11 protein-coding genes and 4 pseudogenes are annotated in these 16,884 nt (G+C 59.2%); 8 read left to right on the top strand and 7 right to left on the bottom strand.

The window, feature by feature from the left end; genetic code table 11:
* The first annotated feature begins 449 nt into the window (after positions 1-449).
* The 4 genes from ACQUQO_RS14895 to ACQUQO_RS14880 all read left to right on the top strand — a co-directional run bounded on the left by ACQUQO_RS14895 (position 450) and on the right by ACQUQO_RS14880 (position 3,927).
* On the top strand, positions 450-1,871 hold the full coding sequence (locus ACQUQO_RS14895; protein ID WP_435078945.1) for a cytochrome ubiquinol oxidase subunit I: 1,422 nt from the start codon (positions 450-452) through the stop codon (positions 1,869-1,871).
* Positions 1,864-2,865, top strand: a complete 1,002-nt coding sequence (cydB, locus tag ACQUQO_RS14890) for a cytochrome d ubiquinol oxidase subunit II (protein ID WP_435078943.1) — start codon at positions 1,864-1,866, stop codon at positions 2,863-2,865. The genes ACQUQO_RS14895 and cydB overlap by 8 nt, the downstream gene beginning before the upstream one ends.
* Positions 2,865-3,170, top strand: coding sequence for a hypothetical protein (locus ACQUQO_RS14885; protein ID WP_435078941.1), 306 nt, complete (start codon positions 2,865-2,867; stop codon positions 3,168-3,170). Before cydB ends, ACQUQO_RS14885 begins: the two co-directional genes overlap by 1 nt.
* Positions 3,171-3,243: 73 nt before the next feature.
* On the top strand, positions 3,244-3,927 hold the full coding sequence (locus ACQUQO_RS14880) for an IS6 family transposase (RefSeq protein ID WP_435078940.1): 684 nt from the start codon (positions 3,244-3,246) through the stop codon (positions 3,925-3,927).
* 6 nt (positions 3,928-3,933) lie between these two features.
* On the opposite strand, the pseudogene ACQUQO_RS14875 reads toward ACQUQO_RS14880, so the two are convergent.
* Positions 3,934-4,079: pseudogene (locus tag ACQUQO_RS14875) on the bottom strand (ISH3 family transposase); the annotation flags it as partial.
* A gap of 140 nt (positions 4,080-4,219) precedes the next feature.
* Here ACQUQO_RS14875 and ACQUQO_RS14870 point away from each other — a divergent pair.
* Complete coding sequence (locus tag ACQUQO_RS14870; protein ID WP_435078938.1) at positions 4,220-6,127, top strand: hypothetical protein; 1,908 nt, start codon at positions 4,220-4,222, stop codon at positions 6,125-6,127.
* A gap of 90 nt (positions 6,128-6,217) precedes the next feature.
* On the opposite strand, the pseudogene ACQUQO_RS14865 reads toward ACQUQO_RS14870, so the two are convergent.
* A pseudogene (locus ACQUQO_RS14865) lies at positions 6,218-6,475 on the bottom strand (transposase); the annotation flags it as partial.
* A gap of 276 nt (positions 6,476-6,751) precedes the next feature.
* Positions 6,752-6,985, bottom strand: a complete 234-nt coding sequence (locus tag ACQUQO_RS14860) for a winged helix-turn-helix domain-containing protein (RefSeq protein ID WP_435078937.1) — start codon at positions 6,983-6,985, stop codon at positions 6,752-6,754.
* Positions 6,986-8,192: 1,207 nt separating this feature from the next.
* Between ACQUQO_RS14860 and ACQUQO_RS14855 the strand changes: the two genes are divergently transcribed.
* The 3 genes and pseudogenes from ACQUQO_RS14855 to ACQUQO_RS14845 all read left to right on the top strand — a co-directional run.
* Entirely contained in the window at positions 8,193-8,390 is a 198-nt protein-coding gene (locus tag ACQUQO_RS14855) for a hypothetical protein (protein WP_435078952.1), read from the top strand.
* A gap of 24 nt (positions 8,391-8,414) precedes the next feature.
* Positions 8,415-8,663, top strand: a complete 249-nt coding sequence (locus ACQUQO_RS14850; protein WP_435078951.1) for a helix-turn-helix domain-containing protein — start codon at positions 8,415-8,417, stop codon at positions 8,661-8,663.
* Positions 8,664-8,755: 92 nt separating this feature from the next.
* A pseudogene (locus ACQUQO_RS14845) lies at positions 8,756-9,280 on the top strand (transposase); the annotation flags it as partial.
* On the opposite strand, the gene ACQUQO_RS14840 reads toward ACQUQO_RS14845, so the two are convergent.
* The 4 genes and pseudogenes from ACQUQO_RS14840 to ACQUQO_RS14825 form a co-directional block, all read right to left on the bottom strand.
* Positions 9,245-12,088, bottom strand: coding sequence for an oligosaccharyl transferase, archaeosortase A system-associated (locus ACQUQO_RS14840; protein WP_435078935.1), 2,844 nt, complete (start codon positions 12,086-12,088; stop codon positions 9,245-9,247). The pseudogene ACQUQO_RS14845 and the gene ACQUQO_RS14840 overlap by 36 nt on opposite strands.
* A gap of 145 nt (positions 12,089-12,233) precedes the next feature.
* Positions 12,234-12,484, bottom strand: a pseudogene (locus ACQUQO_RS14835) (zinc ribbon domain-containing protein); the annotation flags it as partial.
* Between the two features lie 500 nt (positions 12,485-12,984).
* Positions 12,985-14,694: a glycosyltransferase family 39 protein gene (locus tag ACQUQO_RS14830; RefSeq protein WP_435078933.1), complete on the bottom strand. Its 1,710-nt coding sequence runs from the start codon at positions 14,692-14,694 to the stop codon at positions 12,985-12,987.
* Between the two features lie 82 nt (positions 14,695-14,776).
* Positions 14,777-16,657 (bottom strand): phospholipid carrier-dependent glycosyltransferase, encoded by a 1,881-nt coding sequence (locus ACQUQO_RS14825; protein ID WP_435078931.1) that lies wholly within the window; start codon positions 16,655-16,657, stop codon positions 14,777-14,779.
* Positions 16,658-16,884: the final 227 nt, after the last annotated feature.

Here is a 16,884-nt window from a genome sequence, read left to right as displayed (position 1 = left end):
CCTGCTGACTTGGAAACCACAGACATCAGGTCGTCACTACCGGCTCACGCCGGTTTTAAATAGTCGAAACGCAACAGCCCCATCGTCGGATCATGATTCGTGGAGGGAATAGGCCGTCCGATTCGACAATTGAGTTGATTGGGGATACTTAGTTTCTTCGTAAGAGACGAATCGTGCTACCGCAACGAGAAAAATCTTGACTCCAGAGATAGAGGGGGGGGGGATCCGACACAGGTATTGCGCTGTTTCCCACTGAGTGGGAATTCACCGATAGTTGACCCTATATCAGTGCTAATTGCCACCCATGAGAAATCTCTGGACTAACTATGGAACTCAGGAGAACTCGGGGACTGACTTCCGAAGAATATGGTCTCTCAGTAAGCAGAGGCTAGGTGGTTTGCCTCTGGGAACCACTGGTACTGATCATCTACCACGGCAGGTGAACCTCGATGGTTGACCCAGTCATCGCCAGCCGGTTGCAGTTCGCGCTCACCACCATCGTCCACATCATCTTCCCCGTGATGAGCATGGGGCTTGCGCCGTTTCTCGTCTACTTCACGTGGAAGGAGGTGCGCTCGGGCGAAGCCATCTACGAGCAGCTCCGGCGGTTCTGGACGAAGATCTTCGCCGTGAGCTTCGCCGTCGGCACGGTCACGGGACTCGTCCTCGAATTCGAGTTCGGCACCAACTTTGCGGCCTTCTCGACGGTCGCCGGCGAACTGTTCGGCGGCCCGCTCGCACTCGAAGGCATGATGGCGTTCATGCTCGAAGCCACCTTCCTCGGCGTGTTCGTCTTCGGCCGCGAGCGTGTCTCGGACTGGGTCTACTTCCTGTCGAGCGTTGCGGTCGGTCTCGGCACATGGCTGTCGGCGACGTGGATTCTGATCGCCAACTCGTGGATGCAGACGCCGCGCGGGTTCGAGATGGTCATGGAGAACGGTCAGCGTGTCGTGCATCTCACTGATCCAATTGCAGCCTACCTCAACCCGCGCTTCCCGTGGATGTTCGTCCACATGCAAAACGCCGCCGTCGAGTCCGTCGCGCTGTTTATGGCGGGTGTCGCAGCCTACTACGTCTTCCGCCATCACGTGTGGGGCAATCGCATTCAACACCCCGAGTTCTGGGAGAAGACGCTCAAGATCGCGCTCGTCGTGTTGCTCGTCACAGCCCCGCTGCAGGCGATTCAGGGCGATGCCTACGGCCGCCACGTCGCCGAGACCCAACCTCAGAAATTCGCCGCGATGGAGGCGGTCTGGGAGACCGAATCGTACGTCCCCGAGTACATCGTTGCCGTTCCGACGGATTTTGATCAGTTGCTTGATCCTCGGACAAAGGAGCTGGTCGGTATCGGTATCCCCGGCATGACATCGTGGCTCGCCAGCGGCGGGGACGCACAGGCGACGATACGCGGGCTGGAATCGTTCTCGACGCAAGCGCCGCCTGTTGCAATCGTCTTCTGGGCGTTCCGCATCATGGTCGCGCTCGGCTTCTGGTTCATCCTACTAGCGTTCTGGGGCGCGTACCGCTGGTGGCGCGGCGAACTCCTCGAAGACGACCTGCTTCACAAGGCGCTGATGGCCTCGTCGCTGCTCGGCTTCCTCGCGGTCGAGGTTGGCTGGATCGTCACCGAGGTTGGTCGCCAGCCGTGGGTCATCCAAGGGGTGATGAAGACCAGCGAGAGCGTCTCGCCGGGTCTGACGGGTACCGAGGCGACGTTCACGCTGGTCGGCTTCGCCACCGGGTATGTTCTGCTGTTGGTGCTGTACACCTACGTCGTCGTCCATCTCGTTAGAGCTGGTCCGCCAGCATGGGACGAGCTCGATGCGGTCGATCAGCCTTCCCCGAGCACGGCGGTGAGCGTCGATGACTGAGCCTGCGTCGCTTGCGAGCGAACCGCTGTTCGGGCTGCCGCTCGCGGAGCTGTGGTTCGGTCTCGTCTTTTTCATCTTCGGGATGTTTCTCTTTCTCGACGGGTTCGATTTCGGTGTCGGCATCCTGTTTGCGACCCGCGACGATGTGGACGAAAAAGAACAGCTGTTGAGCGCTATCGGACCGTTCTGGGACGGCAACGAGGTCTGGCTGGTGGTCTTCGGTGGCGCGATGTTTGCGGCGTTCCCGTCGGTCTATGCGAACCTGTTCAGCCGGCACTACCTGCTGATGTTCGCCATCCTCGCGGCGCTCGGGCTGCGTGGGCTCGCTCCCGAGATGTACGAACAACGTGAGGACGCGACGTGGAAGGTGTGGTGGGGACGGGCGTTCGTCGTCGGGAGCCTCACGACGCCGTTTTTGCTCGGTCTGTTCACGGCGAACTGGCTGCTCGGCGCGACGACGCTCGTCACGCCTCCGGGAATCGTCGTCGGGCTTGCCCTCGCCGCACTCACTGTCGTCGATGGCGTTGCCTTCCTGCGGCTGAAAACGCGCGGTGACCTGCGCGAGGAGCTTCGAACGGACGGCTACCGCGCTCTCGCTGCGTATCTCGTCCTCGTCGTGATTGCGCTTGGCTATCTCTACGCGACAACGCCTGTGCTGCGGTCGGGGCTGCTCTCGCCGCTCGTCACCGGACTGGTGGTGGCGACGCTCGTCCTCGCCGGCGGCTACGCGGCGGCAACCGCCCGCGACTGCCACTACCTCGCGTTCGCGACGGCGGCAGGACTCGTCTTCGCGCTTGTGGGGATCGTTGCCGGACTGATGTATCCCGTCATCGACAGGGTGAGCGGTCTCACCGTTGAGGCGGCCATCGTCTCGCTGCTTCCGCTTAACGTCATGTCGATCGGCGCTGCGCTCCTGTTACCGCTGATATTCGGCTACTTCGGCGTGCTCTATTCGGTGTTCAGTGGCCCAATCGAGACCGGTGAGTCGTACTAATGGGTCGTGATGAACGATCGATCGACAACGGTAACGGTACTCGACACGACGGCTCAACTGCCAATCCGGTACTCGACGGGCAAGCCGAACCGAGGCTGCTTTCGCGGGTGCTCGTGACGTGGATCGAACTCACCGTCGTCGGAATCACTGGAGGACTGCTCGGAGTGACAATCGGCGGGCCGTTGGGGTTTATTATCTCTCTCATTACGACGCTGCTCACCATCGGTATCATCTTCTACAACGTGAACGAACTCGTCAAAGGATGGGTGCGTGCGACACGGTTCGATCCATCTGATCTCGACTAGATAAATCAGTCATGTAGGCACTGTTAACTTAGTCGGCTGAAGTAGGTGGAGTTCCTCTGTACATGATAGGCCCATGATAGAGGAACTCCAGTTGGCAGATGAGGACGCCAACAGTGTATCGTTTTTGGATGGGGAGCGCACGCCAGCCGGCCTAATCCGGCTGGCGTGCGCGTTGCATGCCTCAGCCGCCTCACTCGCCGAAATTCGCGACATGCTCGGCTGGTTCGGCGTCGATCGCAGCCGCCCCGCTATCCGCAACTGGTGCCAGTCGTTCGCCGAGTCTCACGAGCAAACGTTCACCGCCGAACCTGATCGTGTTGCGGTTGACGAAAAACAAGTTCAGCTGGCCGAAGAACGCGAAATGTGGCTATATGCGGCGATCGATATCGATTCGAAAGTCGTGCTCCACGCACGACTTTCTGAACATCGTGGAACCGACCCAGCAACGTCGTTTCTCCGCGAACTGAAAGAGAAACACCGCGTCTCCGACGCGGAGTTTCTCGTCGACGGGATGGGCTATCTCACCGCCCTCGCAAAGACCGATCTAGGCGGTCACCTTGACTATTCTGACCGCAATATCGTCGAGAAGCTGTTTCAGACGTTCACGATGCGGATCGGACGGTTTCACGAAACTTGGAACGGCAGTCAGCCAAGCGCCGAGCGCTGGCTGACTGCCTACGCCTATTACTACAATCACCTCCGGAGTCACCAAGCTCTTGACAACCAACCGCCGGCCGAAGCTGCCGGTCTAAGTTAACAGTGCCCCGAAGTGACAGCTGTAATATTTCCGAACCTGACGTGGTGTGTCGATGACGGCACGTCGGCGGCGTAGCCGTGACGCGCCACCCCCTCCTCATCATATTTTCCTTGCCGGTACGTACAGTCGATGTGAACCGAGAAGTCGACGGTTCATGTGTGACCGTCGATGGATGACCGACGAAATCTTTACCCGACAGCACAGGTGCAATCGAGAGCGGTATGCGTTTAAGACGGCACTCCGAGAATGGGAATACATTGGAAGACGCCACGGGGCGTCATAAATTGACACGATGAGTCTGCTCACGACGACCACACCGAACAACCGCGCACAGAAACTCGCGCTCGTCGTCGGCTATCTCGCCCTCGCCGGCGGCGTGTTGTTCGCCTACGGGGAACCCGCTGCCAGCTACGAGATAGATATCTATACTGCGACCCCGCTCGGGTTCTGGCTCGGCATCGCGGCTGCGCTGTTGATTGCGGTCTTCGTCACGTTGTATGCGCCGGAGGGCTACGTCAGCCTCGCCGGATTGACGCTCGGCGGCGGCGCGATAGCTGCGGTCGCGGGGCTGCCGCTGTTGCGGAGTTACTTCTACTATGGCTCTGGCGACGGGCTAACACACCTTGGCTGGACCCGGGACCTCCTCGATGGGTCGTTGAGCGCGTTCGGCCTGTTCTATCCCGGCGTTCACACCTCGGCGCTGTTCGTTCGCGGGGTCGCCGGCACGACGATTCCGCGCGCGCTATTGCTCATCGTGTTCGCCTACGTGATCGCCTATCTCGTCTTCATCCCGCTGTGTGTCCGCTCGATGACCTCCCACCGAGGTGCAATGCTTCTGGGTGGACTTCTCGGTCTCCTCCTATTGCCAATAAACCACCTCGGGGTAAATTATATGACGCCACACCCGATCTCCGATTCCATCCTCATCACGCCGGTCATCGTCTATCTGCTCATCAACTACGTGACGAATTCGTCGGACGTCTTCGAGTCGCGCCTGCCGATTTCGGCGATGGGTGCAGTGTTTGCGCTCTCGCTCGGTGCTCTCGTGCTCTTTCACCCACAGCAGGCCGCAAACCTCATCATCCTGTTCATCTCGCTGTCGGGCGTACAGTTTCTCTATCGGTCGGTGTGGCCCGACAGCGCCATCGCCGACCACCAGACGATGTACGGGCCGACCGTATTCCTCATCGGCTCGTTCATGCTCTGGTCGGTCGGCCGGGGCCGCTACGAGAATTCGGTCAGTGCCGTGGTCCGCGAACTGTTGAGTTTTCTCACTGGGGGAGCGAGCCTCGGGACCTCGACGGCCAGTCAGGGCGCGTCGCTTGCGGCCGTCGGCGGCTCCATCGTCGAACTGTTCCTCAAACTGTTCGGCGTGAGCCTCGTGATCGCGGCCCTCGCCGGATTGTTGATGCTCACGAGCATCTTCGGCCGACTGCGCGACGCCCCGGACACGCGGGCGCTGGTCAAGTACTTCACCGTCGGATTAGTAGTACTGATTCCGTACTCGCTAGTCTTCTACATCGGCAGCGTCTCCGAACTGTTCTTCCGCAACGCCGGTCTCATCATGCTGTTTTCGACGATTCTCGGCTCGATTGCGCTCTATCGCTACGTCTCGGGCCTCTCGGAGATCGTTCCGGTCGGCGGCGTCCGGGCGCTGCTCTCGGTCGTCATCGTCGTGATGCTCGCGCTCTCGGTCGTGGTCGTCTTCCCCTCGCCGTACGTCTTCCTCCCGAACGACCAAGTAACCGAGACCCAGATGTCGGGCTATGCGTTCGCCTTCGAGCACGGCGAGAGCGAGGTCCCGGTATATGGACTACGCGACGGACCGTGGCGGTACAAACACGGCATCTTCGGCGTGGAGGGGACGCCTATCGCGCAGGGAGGTCGTGGGATTCCAGGCGAGAACTTGAGCGCGCTCGCGGGCCGGACGTCGAACGACCGGTATCTGGCGGTGACTGAGGCCGCCCGCGAGCGCGAGGTAGAGGTGTACCGCAGCTTGCGCTACAGCCGCGAAAACATCAGTGCACTCGACAACCAACCCGGGGTGAGTCGCATCCAGACCAACGGCGAGTTCGACCTGTACCTCGTCGCCGGCAGTTCGCCCGCCTCCGGCGAAGCAAATACTACTGTTCCGAGCGAACCCGCACCGCTGCGGTCAACGGGACGGCACCGTGAGCGCCGCCGACTGCAACACCGATAACCAGAGATACCCGGGTGATGGCGAAATACACTTGCTCCACCTGATCCAGAATCCCTATCCCGACACCATACCGCATTTTTAGTATAGGGGTTAGCAGAGATACTCATAGATTTGCGGTGAGTTGAGTTCTGGCAGAGCTGTCGAGAGGTATTCTTTGACGTCATCGAGCGTCAGAAACAACCGGTTGGCTCGACCATCTCTGAACTGACGCCAGCAACTTTCGAGTGGGTTCAATTCCGGGGAATGTGACGGCAGGAACTTCGGAAGCAGGCCGTCTGCGGCGGCCTGCTTCTTCAGTGTCTTCGCGATGAAGTAGCTCGCGTTGTCCAAGACAATCGTGAGCCTCTTGCCGAACTCGTGCTGGACCGCTCCAGGAAGTGTTTTGCAACCTCGGCATTGAACTGGTTCAGCGTGAGAGCGATGAAGCGCTCGCCATCGTCAGTGACTGCTCTCAGCATGTTCGTCTTGTCACGAACGCCCAAGACTCCCGGTCTCGGGCGTGAGTTCACCGGGAACCAGTCGGGCTTTTGCTCGGTTGCCACCGCCTCGGAGTGCCGATCGATGGCAACGATTGTGGAGCCATCCGCTTTCAGCGTCGGCCACGTAGTGGACCGGCCGGGCTGTCTAAACTGACAGCCCGGTCTTTTTCATTACACGATACATGTGCGCTGAAGAGTACTCAACGTCGAAGATCTCGACGATGTAGTCGCGGACGAGTGGCAGTCTCCAGGCTGATGCGTCGATACCTGCTTCCGACGGCAACCGCCCTCGTGTCGCTGTCAGCTCGTCCCACTGATCGTCGGTGAGACGAAAGTGATGCCGACACGAGGGCGGTTGCCGAGCGCGACACCCTCGCACTCGGCGACGGTGTCGAGCCAGTCGTAGACAGTCTAGGCGGGGAATCCAAGAAGACGCTCAATCTCATATGGAGAAGAGCCGTCAGCGTAGAGCACCGCAGCGGTCAGCGCCTGATTGCCTTCAGATCAGTTTTCGTGCGCAGTTGCTGACGCAACTGCTCCTCGTCGACGCCAGTCAGTTTCTTTCCCCATCCGGCCACACTCGTCTCTACGCGCTGCGAAGATATGAACTAGACCGCTGATCAGGGTGTCATAGAACGGTTGGCATGGTTTTCAGGAGCCGGTTGAGAGGCCTGCTACCGCTAGCTTTGAATAGCGACAATACTGGCTGCTTCTCAAACAACAGTTTTCGGACTGTTGCTAAGGCGTGTGAAGAGTTCTATGACACGCTACGCTGATCCCTATAGTTGAGTACTGAGTTCGCAATTATGTCAATATGTATAAAATGATAAAAACACTAGTCCGGTAAGTACAGAGAAGACGAAATATGAGTAGAAAACACTGACGATAAGTTCAGAAGAAGAAGCGGAATGTCCCCAGAAAACTGTCAAAATTGTAGCCACAATGAAAACGAAAACACCGGCCTGCACAGCTGTAGGACCACTCGTCGGAAACGGTCCTATTTTAGTGGTAAGTAATAACAGTACTACTCCAGCAGAACCGATATCGGAAATGGTTAATAATAGATATATCGGCGGTCTCTGCTTAGTTACACCCATACCTCCCCCATGCTATTGCCATCATTGTTAACGTTATCTTCGTCACCCATGCGTTCTAGATTAGTCCTACTTCCACGATTTAGCAGAGAGTCGTTTTCGCGTGTTACGGAGGAGGTCTCTCCGCAGCGTCTGTACCGTTTCAGCAGTAGTAGGTTCCCACGCTGGCTTCATGATAAAGTATATCTAACCAGTGATATTTCTCCCAACTCGTCAATGAAAATCGATAGACTGCACCGCCTTCCAAGAACATCGTGCTACTCGTTCCGATTAAACCGCGGAAGTAGGACTAAGAGACAAACAGCATGACTACGGCTGGAATCGAAGTCGGTTCCTGAACGGAGTGAGGAGGAGTTTGGTGTGACTCCAGAACCCTCCTCGGGTCGAATTGAACAGCAGCTCACTACGCTTTTTCCATCGACGGCTCTCGAAGACCACGCTGAGGCGAGTGGTCTGCGCAAAGTATGGATACTTACAGCGCCTACTGGCTTCATGAATGGACGCCGCCGATTCGACGTGATTGAACACCTCTCTGAAGCCGAACTTGATGCAGTGATCAACGAGGCCCAGAAGGCGGACGAGCCGAGCCTCGTCCGCCCCCTCTGTTTCGTGAAAAATCTCTATGCGGGCGATGTACTGGAAGAAGCCGCCAGACGCGTTGGCGTCTCACAGGCCAACAGCAGCCGCTAGGCACACGCCTAGAACGACGCCGGTATCGATGGACTCCAACCGAGTTTCGGGGGCGGCCGGCCCCCGAAATTCTCGAACGAGCAGTTCGCCGAGTTGTGTGAGTACCTCAAAGAAGGGCAACCCTGGACCCCACGAGCGATCCACACACTCATCGAAGAACGCTATGGCGTCTCCTACGATCCAGCTCATTTGAGCCGGAAGTTACGCGCGAGCGGGATGCACTACCCCAAACCACGTCCAATGGATCCTCGCAGCCCCCGACAACGCAGATGAGATCCTCGCCGAGCGCCTCGCCAAGGTGCTCGGCGAGAAGGATACCGATGAGGAGGAGGGTGATCCCGTCATATTAGGGTTCTTTCGATGAATCGTGGCCACAACCGTTTGACAACTCTCAGCGGATGTGGTCGTATGACCGAACGGTGACGATCGAGAAACCGCTGGTGACGGCTCCGTGGCGCTCGTTCGGCTTCTATGCATTGACCGGAAAGAGTACGATTTCGTTCGGTGAACGAATCATCAAAGAGACCGTCTGTGAAGCCTTGGAGAAGATCCGCGAGCAGAATCCGCCCGACCGGATTTTGTTCGTAGCGGACAACTACGGTTCCCATCACGCGAAGCTCACCCAGGAACGGGCCGACGAACTCGGCATCGAGTTCGTCTTCATCTCGCTGGATTCGCCGACGTTGAACGCAATCGAACCGCTCTGGAAGAGCCTCAAACGAGAGATCTCACCAAAGATCTACGAGGACGAAGATCACTTCCGAGAGTTTCTCACCGAGACGTTTCTTCGGCTGAGGTTGGTTCACGAGATTGATTTCAACTTCTCCTCGTGTCAAATAATCACTCGCCTGTATTCAGTCTCGCACGTTCGTCGCGTTAGCGCTCGGTAAATCTGACTCCCGCTGGAGGTCAACCGTGACGCTCTGATTGGTCCGGCCGATGACCGCTCCCTCCGAAACATCGGTGGTCGCCGACCATTGGCTGGCGTTCTCGTCCATACCCGTTACCGGCGTTCGGAAGGTGTACGGGCCGGTCGCCCGCACCGAGACGTTCGTCGCACCCCGCTCGGTGCCCCAGTTGTCGTAGCCTGTCGTCGAGTACGGCAGCGTCATCGTGAACTCGCCCTGTGCGTTCGTCGTGGCCTGCTGGGTGTAATTGAATGTCGTGTCGTTCGTGGTCAGCATCCGCATCTCGACGGTGGCTTCCACGGTTGAGTTCGGCGGTCCCTGTCCCTCGACGGTCGCCCCATCGACGCGCTCGAACGTCTTGACCCAGTTGGTCGGCGTTCCGAACAGTTCGGTCGCGTTCAGTCCGGTGGCTTGGAGACGTTGGAGCGCGCTCCGATAGAGCGGTCCCGGACCGCTCGCCCCGCCGATGGCGTTCTCTTCACTGGCACGGACCAGCCGATAGTGTTCAAGTGCTGGCACCCGTTCTTGGGGGTAGCTGCCGACGCCGCCGAGTTGGGCCGTCCCGTCCTGCTCGACGAACTGGCGGGCGGCGGACATGTTGTCGAAGCGCTTGACCGCGCTCTCGTTGCCCGACGGGGCGAACGCGCTCTGGAGAGTCCCGTCCGCGAGCGGTTGTGGACTCTCGTAATCGACCACCACGGGTCCCGGTTCGACAGCGCTCCCGTGATAGGTGTACAGCCGCGTGCGCATGGTCTCGTAGTGGCGCTGCTCGTAGGCCAGAAACGAGGTCGTGGGCTGTTGGCCACCCGACTGGGTGGCGATCGGCGTCACGTCCTCGTAGATCGACAGCGGGCCGTCGTTGTACCACGTGAAGGGTGCGCTGAAGAGCGCCCCGCCCGCCGGGTCGGCCATCTTCCAGTCGATCATCACGTAGCGCACGCCCTCGCCGTCCGTGGTGCGTGCGATCTCGTTCGCGCGCGAGGCGTTCGGCGCGAGCAAGAAGTTCGCCGCCTCCCCGGCGTTCTGCTGGAAGGGGTTCGCGGTCGGGATGCGCTCGCCGAGCACCGTTATCCAGTGGCCGTAGTCCCACCACGAGAGCACGCCGTAGGCCCCGTCGGGATAGTCGAAGTCGTCGGAGCGCTCGTACTCGCCGTAGTACTCCATCTCGTTGTCGTGACCACCATAGGTTCCTTCGGCGGGCGTGTTGTTCGCCATCCAGTCGAGACTGCCGTCCCAGCCGACGACGGTCGAACCAGGGCTGGAACTCTGGTCGGCGTAATTGCCGGCCGCGGTCGCACTCGCGCCCCCGCCGGCGGCCAGCGGCGCAGTGATGAGGAACACAACTGCCAACACCGTGAGCACCTGATACGCCTGGAGATTGCGGAGGCTGGAGCGCGCGTCGGTCGAACCGACGTATCGCAGTACCTGTCCGACGAAGAAGGCGTTCAGCACGGCGACGGGAACGACGAGATAGTAGTTGAACCGCGACTGGGTGAGTGTCGCGGCGAGCATGAACGCGGTCCAGACGAGGACGAACAGCGCGCCAGCGCGCTCCTCGCTCCGCCCGAGTGCGAGACGGACGAGCATCAGCGCCGCGCCGGCGAGAGCCGTCACCAGCGCCAACCCGTAGGCACCGAAGAGGAACTGCCCCGGATTCCGCGGTGGAATCGCCTCGCCCACAGTCAACGAGGTCGCGCTCGATCCGAACCCGACGACGCGCTCCAACTGGCCGACGAAAAAGGAAAAGAGGTCGGGCAGGGCGAGTGCCATCACGAGCGCGCCGAGCACGAAGAGACCGAAGATCGCGCCCGGATAGGCGAGCGCCGGGAGGTCGCGCGCTTCGAGTTGCCGGGCGAGCCACGCCATGAACACGCAGCCGAGCGCGCCGGCGAAGGCCATCGCCGGATGCAGGAGTGAGAAGTTCGTCACGCTCACTTCGAACGTATCGAACGAGACGAGAAAGCCGAGACCGGCGACCGCGAGCGCGACCGCGCTCACGATGGCGACGTGTTCGGGACTCTCCCCGCGGAGGTGTTCGACAGGGAGGGTGACGAGCAAGAACACGCCGAAAATCCCGACGAGCATGAGACCGGGCGGCCAGACCCAGACGTAGAGCACGATGGCGAGACCCGCGAGAACCCCCCAACCGACCGGGCGGCGCAAGTTGTCGAAATCGCGCTCGACGAACTGCTCGTAGACCGGCTTTTCGCGTTCGGCGACCGCGAGCGCGACGACGATGGCCGCGACCGCGAGCACCTGGAAGAGCACCTCGGCGGTGTGGTGGTCGGAAAAGCCCGCGACCGAACGACTCAAGAACGTACTCGGCGAGAGCGCGAGGATGGCGACGCCAACGACACCCCCGAAGCGGCCGCCGAAGCGCTTGCCGAGGAAGTAGGTGGGGATGGCGACGAGCGTTCCCAGTACGGCCGGCGCGAACAGCAGGGTGAGTGCCGTCGTCTGGTCTGTGGGGGTCCCGAGACCGGCGACGAGCGCGGCGGTGGCGACGAGTTGGTCGTACAGGGTGCCGAACTGACCGACGCTCGTCCCGGTCGGAAAGCTCGTCCACGGATCAAACGGCATTGTTTGTGGCCAGTGGCGTACAGTGTAGCGTACCTGCCGGAGGTGATACCACGCGTCATTGCCGCTGAAATATACCTGTCCGCCAATGAGGAAGTTTCGCCAGTTGCGCACGCGAATCCAAAACATAAATCCGATCAATCCCATCAGAAGAGGGATGTGATACCACGACTCGACGCGAGCGAGGGGAAAGCGCTCAGTGAGTTGTTCCATACGTCGATTCATTAATACTGTGCAGTCGCAAGATGTCCATATGGGTTTTCATATCGTTGTGCGTACCACTGAAGTGAGACAGATGACATCCTTCCTGTCGTAAACGACGGGGTTTCCCGACCGTAGTTGAGATATTATGGTTCTTTGGGAGTACCTTTTGTCGGATGTTCTCCGTGCCGTTCGTGTCGGCATTGGCGACCAGATCGCACTCCTCAGAAACGTACAACCCCTCTCGACGCGCTGGCTGTCGTTAGCGCGGCCACAGACTGAACGGGACTTCAAAATGTCCCGTTCTGACCTCTGCGTGACCTCGATGCCTTCGGCTTCGGCTTTGTAGTCGAGCATCGTGGTGAAGAGGTCGAACGCCCACCTATGAAGGTCCATGTTGCCGTGGTCGCTTCAATCCGCCGAGTATCTCGGCCGCAGTGCCGAAAACAAGGTACTGGAGACCAATATCCTCATCGTCGACGGTGGTTAAGCGGCTGTACGTTGGCCGAGATGTCTCTCCATGATGAGATTCTCCTATAACTTCGATACTGGCTGAGAGTAAGCCAACATCCTTGAAATCAATCCCCACATCAAGAGTGTTACAAAGAAGTTGAACAACTGATCTTCGTGGATTTCGTCGTTTGTCGCTGTTTCATGACCACACTATCAGCAAATAGATGTTCCAACTAACCAGCTTTGCGAGGTACTGAGTTCTGTTTGTTCACTCTCACTCAAGACCTTCATGTAATATGTTGATTTTTTAGTCGCTTAATCAGCCGGAACCGGGCGTGGTATCACCCCAACTCATCGGGCTCCACAATCTCGACTCTGATACCATTTCGTCGACAAACCCATTCAAGCGCCGGATCATTTGCCGTGTTGGCCCGATGGAGTTAATCTTTGACCAATCAATCATAGTGAAGGCGGACGACCAGTCGTCCGTTCCCGTGGTCGGTGGTTACCGAAACGCTCTGCGGAGCAGTAACGAAGGGATGCAATTCCCCCACTGCGACCGGATTTTCGTGGCCCTGTAACTCCAGCCACGAGCGGAGCGAGTGGGGTTGAAGCATCGTGACTTTCCGTGCCTGACCGAGCCGTTTCGGGTTGTGTTGAATCTTGGTCGGCACGCCGACGACGACCACGCGCGTGTTCGCATCCGCCTCGCTCACGGAGCGGTTGACCTGCGTGAGTGCCTGTCTCGTAATATCACCACTCTCGCCCCATCCCGAGTCGGTGTACAACAGCGGCGATGCTGCTATAGAGGGAACCAACAACACGACCACGGCAAACACGAGCACCGCATCGGTACTTCTTCGCGGCAGACCCGTCTCCCGCCGACTATCGAAACGCGAGAGACCCGCCGTGAGATACGTTGCAAGTAGTGCGAGAAACGGAACGACGAAGAAATACGCGCTCCGGAAGGCGAACTGCCGCGCGACGAAAAACAACGGCAGTGGAATCGCCAGCCACGCGACGAAAAAGGCGCTCAGACGACGACTGCCGGCATCAACCGCTTCTTTCGACGATAGGGCCGCGGCCACGGCACTTGTGGCAGCGACGGCGAAGACGACACCGACCACGTACCAGCTGACCGAACGGACGTTTGGTAGGTTAAGTGACATAATGGCTCCCGGAACCACGAGTATGGCCGTGAGTGCACCGAAGCCACCGACGGCGATGGCGACGAACAGGAAGGAAACGGGACCAATGTCGTGCACCGAACGGTCGTGGCGGAACAACAGCAGGTACAGTATCGACACGCCGACAGTGACGACAGTGAGGAGGAACAGCGAAACGTCGCGGAGAACCGCGAAGACGTGCGCTTGGTAGATGAGTGCGAGGACGTACTGGAACGGAAAGCGAAGCACTTGCGACAGCGGGGGTTCGTGAGTGTAGCCGCCGATGCCGCCGAGCACCACAGTGCGGACCACGAGGTACGCCACCGCGACGGCCGCGAGCGGGAGGACGGCAGTGATTCCACGGCGGTACGTCCGCAGACGACGAAGCGAGGGTTGTTGAAGTACCAGCCAGAGGAACGCGAGCGGTCCGAGCACGATTGCGGTCTCCTTCGAGAGTAACGCGAGCGCGTACGCCACGACCGCACCCGCTCGCAGTCGCGCGTCCTCCCGACGGAACCACTCGACGAACAGCCAGAGCATGAGCAGACCGAACACCGCCACGAGGATGTCCTGCCGTCTGGAAATCGCCGGAACGGTATCGACCGACAGCGGGTGGATGGCAAAGAGGACTCCGGTGAGTCCGCCAATGGAGGCGGACTCGGTGAGCGAGTAGATAGTGGCGACGACGAGCGCGGCAGCGAGACCGTGCAACAGGAGATTGGTGAGATGGTAGCCGAACGGATTCAGTCCCCATATCCAGTATTCGGCTGCGTATGTGATATTTACAAACGGCCGGTAGAATTTGCCGGCTTCGACGTACGTCGTCCCGTACATTAGTGGCTTCGTCAGAATGGACCAGAGGTCGCCAAACGAACCGATGCGACTCGTCTCGATGAGCGCAATCGAATCGTACGACGTGAACCAGAATCCAAGCGACTCGATATGGGCGAGAACACCGAGAAAGAACGCGAGCGCCGAGGACGCCCGAAGCGTACGCATACGTTGTCCCGGCCATCCGCGACCGTCAATCTACCGAATGAACGACGCCAATCCCCTCATCGTATCGTTCGAGTGTGACGATTCACGTTTCGTTCGGACCGTCGGCGGTGCGGGTACCGTTCATTGTTGTCCACACGGCTGTCCATCGGTTTCGGTTTTCGGTCCGAAACGAGATGTCGTCCGGCACTGCTGTGACGGTTCGTTTCCGAACGAATCTGATTTGGGTGTTCGCGGACCGTCCATGGAGTTCGAGCCACGCTTCGAGTGAGTACGGTCGCAGCGGCGTCACCGAGTGTGCATGGGGGTAGGGACGCTGCTGCTCGTCAAACTCGCTCGGGAAATCCGCGATATAGATCGGTGTTTCGTTCGGTGTGTCTTCGAGGGCGTCATTCAGCCCTTGAAGGGAGTGCTCGTTGAGTTCACCCACCGCCTGCCAGCCGGAATTCGAATACAGGAGAGGTGAGGCAGTAATCAGTGGAATCACCAAGAGGGCTATCCCGACCGTGCGTGCCACGTCGGTGTTGATGACGGTACGCCACTCGAATCGGTCACCATCCGATACTCCGGTTGCAATCCGTTGTCGTATTTTTTGCAACGTCGGCAGTAATACCAGCGAGAGGATCGCCATCGTGGGAATGACGGCGAAATATCCGTTCCGTATCCCGAACCCGAAGTCCCATGGCTGGCTCATGACGAACCCGCTCCCAGTTAGCACGACGAGCGGCAAGACGGCCCAGCACCCGAAAAACAGCAACTGCCGGCGTATCGCCTCCTCGAACGGCGAACCCCTCATGAAAACCGTCGTACTGATGGCGCCGACACACGCACCGACGAACAACATACCAAGCACGTAACTGCTGAGTATTTCCGGGATGCTCGGGAGAGACGGCAGCCCGAGCGGCGTTCGCACCAGCACGAGTGGAATCGCCGCAAACCCGACAGTGGTCATAATCGGCGAGACCATTCGCAGCCGCTGAAACCGCTTCCGCCGGAAATACCCGCGCTTGCCGAGTCGCATCACGGCGACCCCACCGACCAGTAGCACGAACGGAGTCAGAATGACCAGCGGTAGCCCACCCGAAACCGTTCTGGTCGCTTTTTCGACGAAGCGCAAGGGGTACGTGAGCCAGAGGACGTACTTGACGGCGAACACGGGAACTTTTGCAATATCAAGCAACGAGATACCATCAGTCTTCACACTGTACCCTCCGAGTCCGTTCAACGCGATGGTGCGGAGCACGAGATACAGCAACGTGACCACGACGAACGGGCCGACCGTGGCGATGAGCGTGCGAAGGGTCCGACGTGGCCGGTCGATACCGTTCTGGAGGAGTACCCATGCAGCGACCAGCCCTATCACAACAACCGCCGTCTCCTTCGAACCGAGCGCGAGCGCGTACGCGATGAGCGCTCCACCGAGCAAGCGGTATGGGTTTCCGCTCCGATCCGCCCAGCGGTCAAAGCCGCGATACCACTGGACGAAGAGTATCACCGTTCCGAGCGCAAACATCGTCCAAAGGATGTCCTGTCGCCGCGCGGTGACTGGAACGACTTCGACCGTAACGGGATGGAGAGCGAAGAGGACGGCCGTTAGACGCCCGACTGCGGGGCGGTCCGTGAGGCTGGTGATCGCAACGGCAACGAGTACGACCGTAATGGCATGCAGCACCACATTGGTGAGGTGATAGCCGAACGGATTCAGTCCCCACAGCGCGTAATCGACCGCGTACGAGAGGGTGGCGACCGGCCGGTAGAAAAGCGCCGTGTTGACGAAATCAGAACCACTCATCAGCGGCTGTGTGAATATTCCGATGAACTCGTTCAGGTTCGATACCCGGCTGGTCTCGATGAGCGGGAGCGTGTCGCTTGCGACGAACCAGTGCTGCAGGGCGTCAGACTGGACGAGGAACGCTAGCAGGAAAATCGGGAGAAGCCACCGCTGCCGTTTCAACCAAGTAGACATCCGTTCGATAGTTTTTAGCTGGGCGGGATAAAGGAATCGAAAGGACCATACCTCTCCCAATTTCTCGGCTTGGCAACTCTTCCCCACGCTCCTCGACCTGGCAACTCTTTCCTACACTCACTGACTGGTCAGCGAGCAGTAGGTAATGACATCAGACAGCGATTCACGGTGCAGTCCTAATGTTTTCATCCTGTGCTCGGCGTTACTCGTTTTCCGCCGTGGTTCGA

This window comes from Halococcus sp. AFM35, from assembly GCF_051195015.1.
Classification (GTDB): domain Archaea; phylum Halobacteriota; class Halobacteria; order Halobacteriales; family Halococcaceae; genus Halococcus.
This window is presented reverse-complemented; position numbering and strand designations above follow the sequence as displayed.

What these genes read in the sequence shown, in the direction of transcription:
- cydB (WP_435078943.1), top strand. Translation starts at nt 1,864, where the DNA reads ATGACTGAGCCTGCGTCGCTTGCGAGCGAACCGCTGTTCGGGCTGCCG.
- ACQUQO_RS14840 (WP_435078935.1), bottom strand. Translation starts at nt 12,088, where the DNA reads ATGGAACAACTCACTGAGCGCTTTCCCCTCGCTCGCGTCGAGTCGTGG.
- ACQUQO_RS14830 (WP_435078933.1), bottom strand. Translation starts at nt 14,694, where the DNA reads ATGCGTACGCTTCGGGCGTCCTCGGCGCTCGCGTTCTTTCTCGGTGTT.
- ACQUQO_RS14825 (WP_435078931.1), bottom strand. Translation starts at nt 16,657, where the DNA reads ATGTCTACTTGGTTGAAACGGCAGCGGTGGCTTCTCCCGATTTTCCTG.
- ACQUQO_RS14880 (WP_435078940.1), top strand. Translation starts at nt 3,244, where the DNA reads ATGATAGAGGAACTCCAGTTGGCAGATGAGGACGCCAACAGTGTATCG.
- ACQUQO_RS14855 (WP_435078952.1), top strand. Translation starts at nt 8,193, where the DNA reads ATGAATGGACGCCGCCGATTCGACGTGATTGAACACCTCTCTGAAGCC.
- ACQUQO_RS14885 (WP_435078941.1), top strand. Translation starts at nt 2,865, where the DNA reads ATGGGTCGTGATGAACGATCGATCGACAACGGTAACGGTACTCGACAC.
- ACQUQO_RS14870 (WP_435078938.1), top strand. Translation starts at nt 4,220, where the DNA reads ATGAGTCTGCTCACGACGACCACACCGAACAACCGCGCACAGAAACTC.
- ACQUQO_RS14895 (WP_435078945.1), top strand. Translation starts at nt 450, where the DNA reads ATGGTTGACCCAGTCATCGCCAGCCGGTTGCAGTTCGCGCTCACCACC.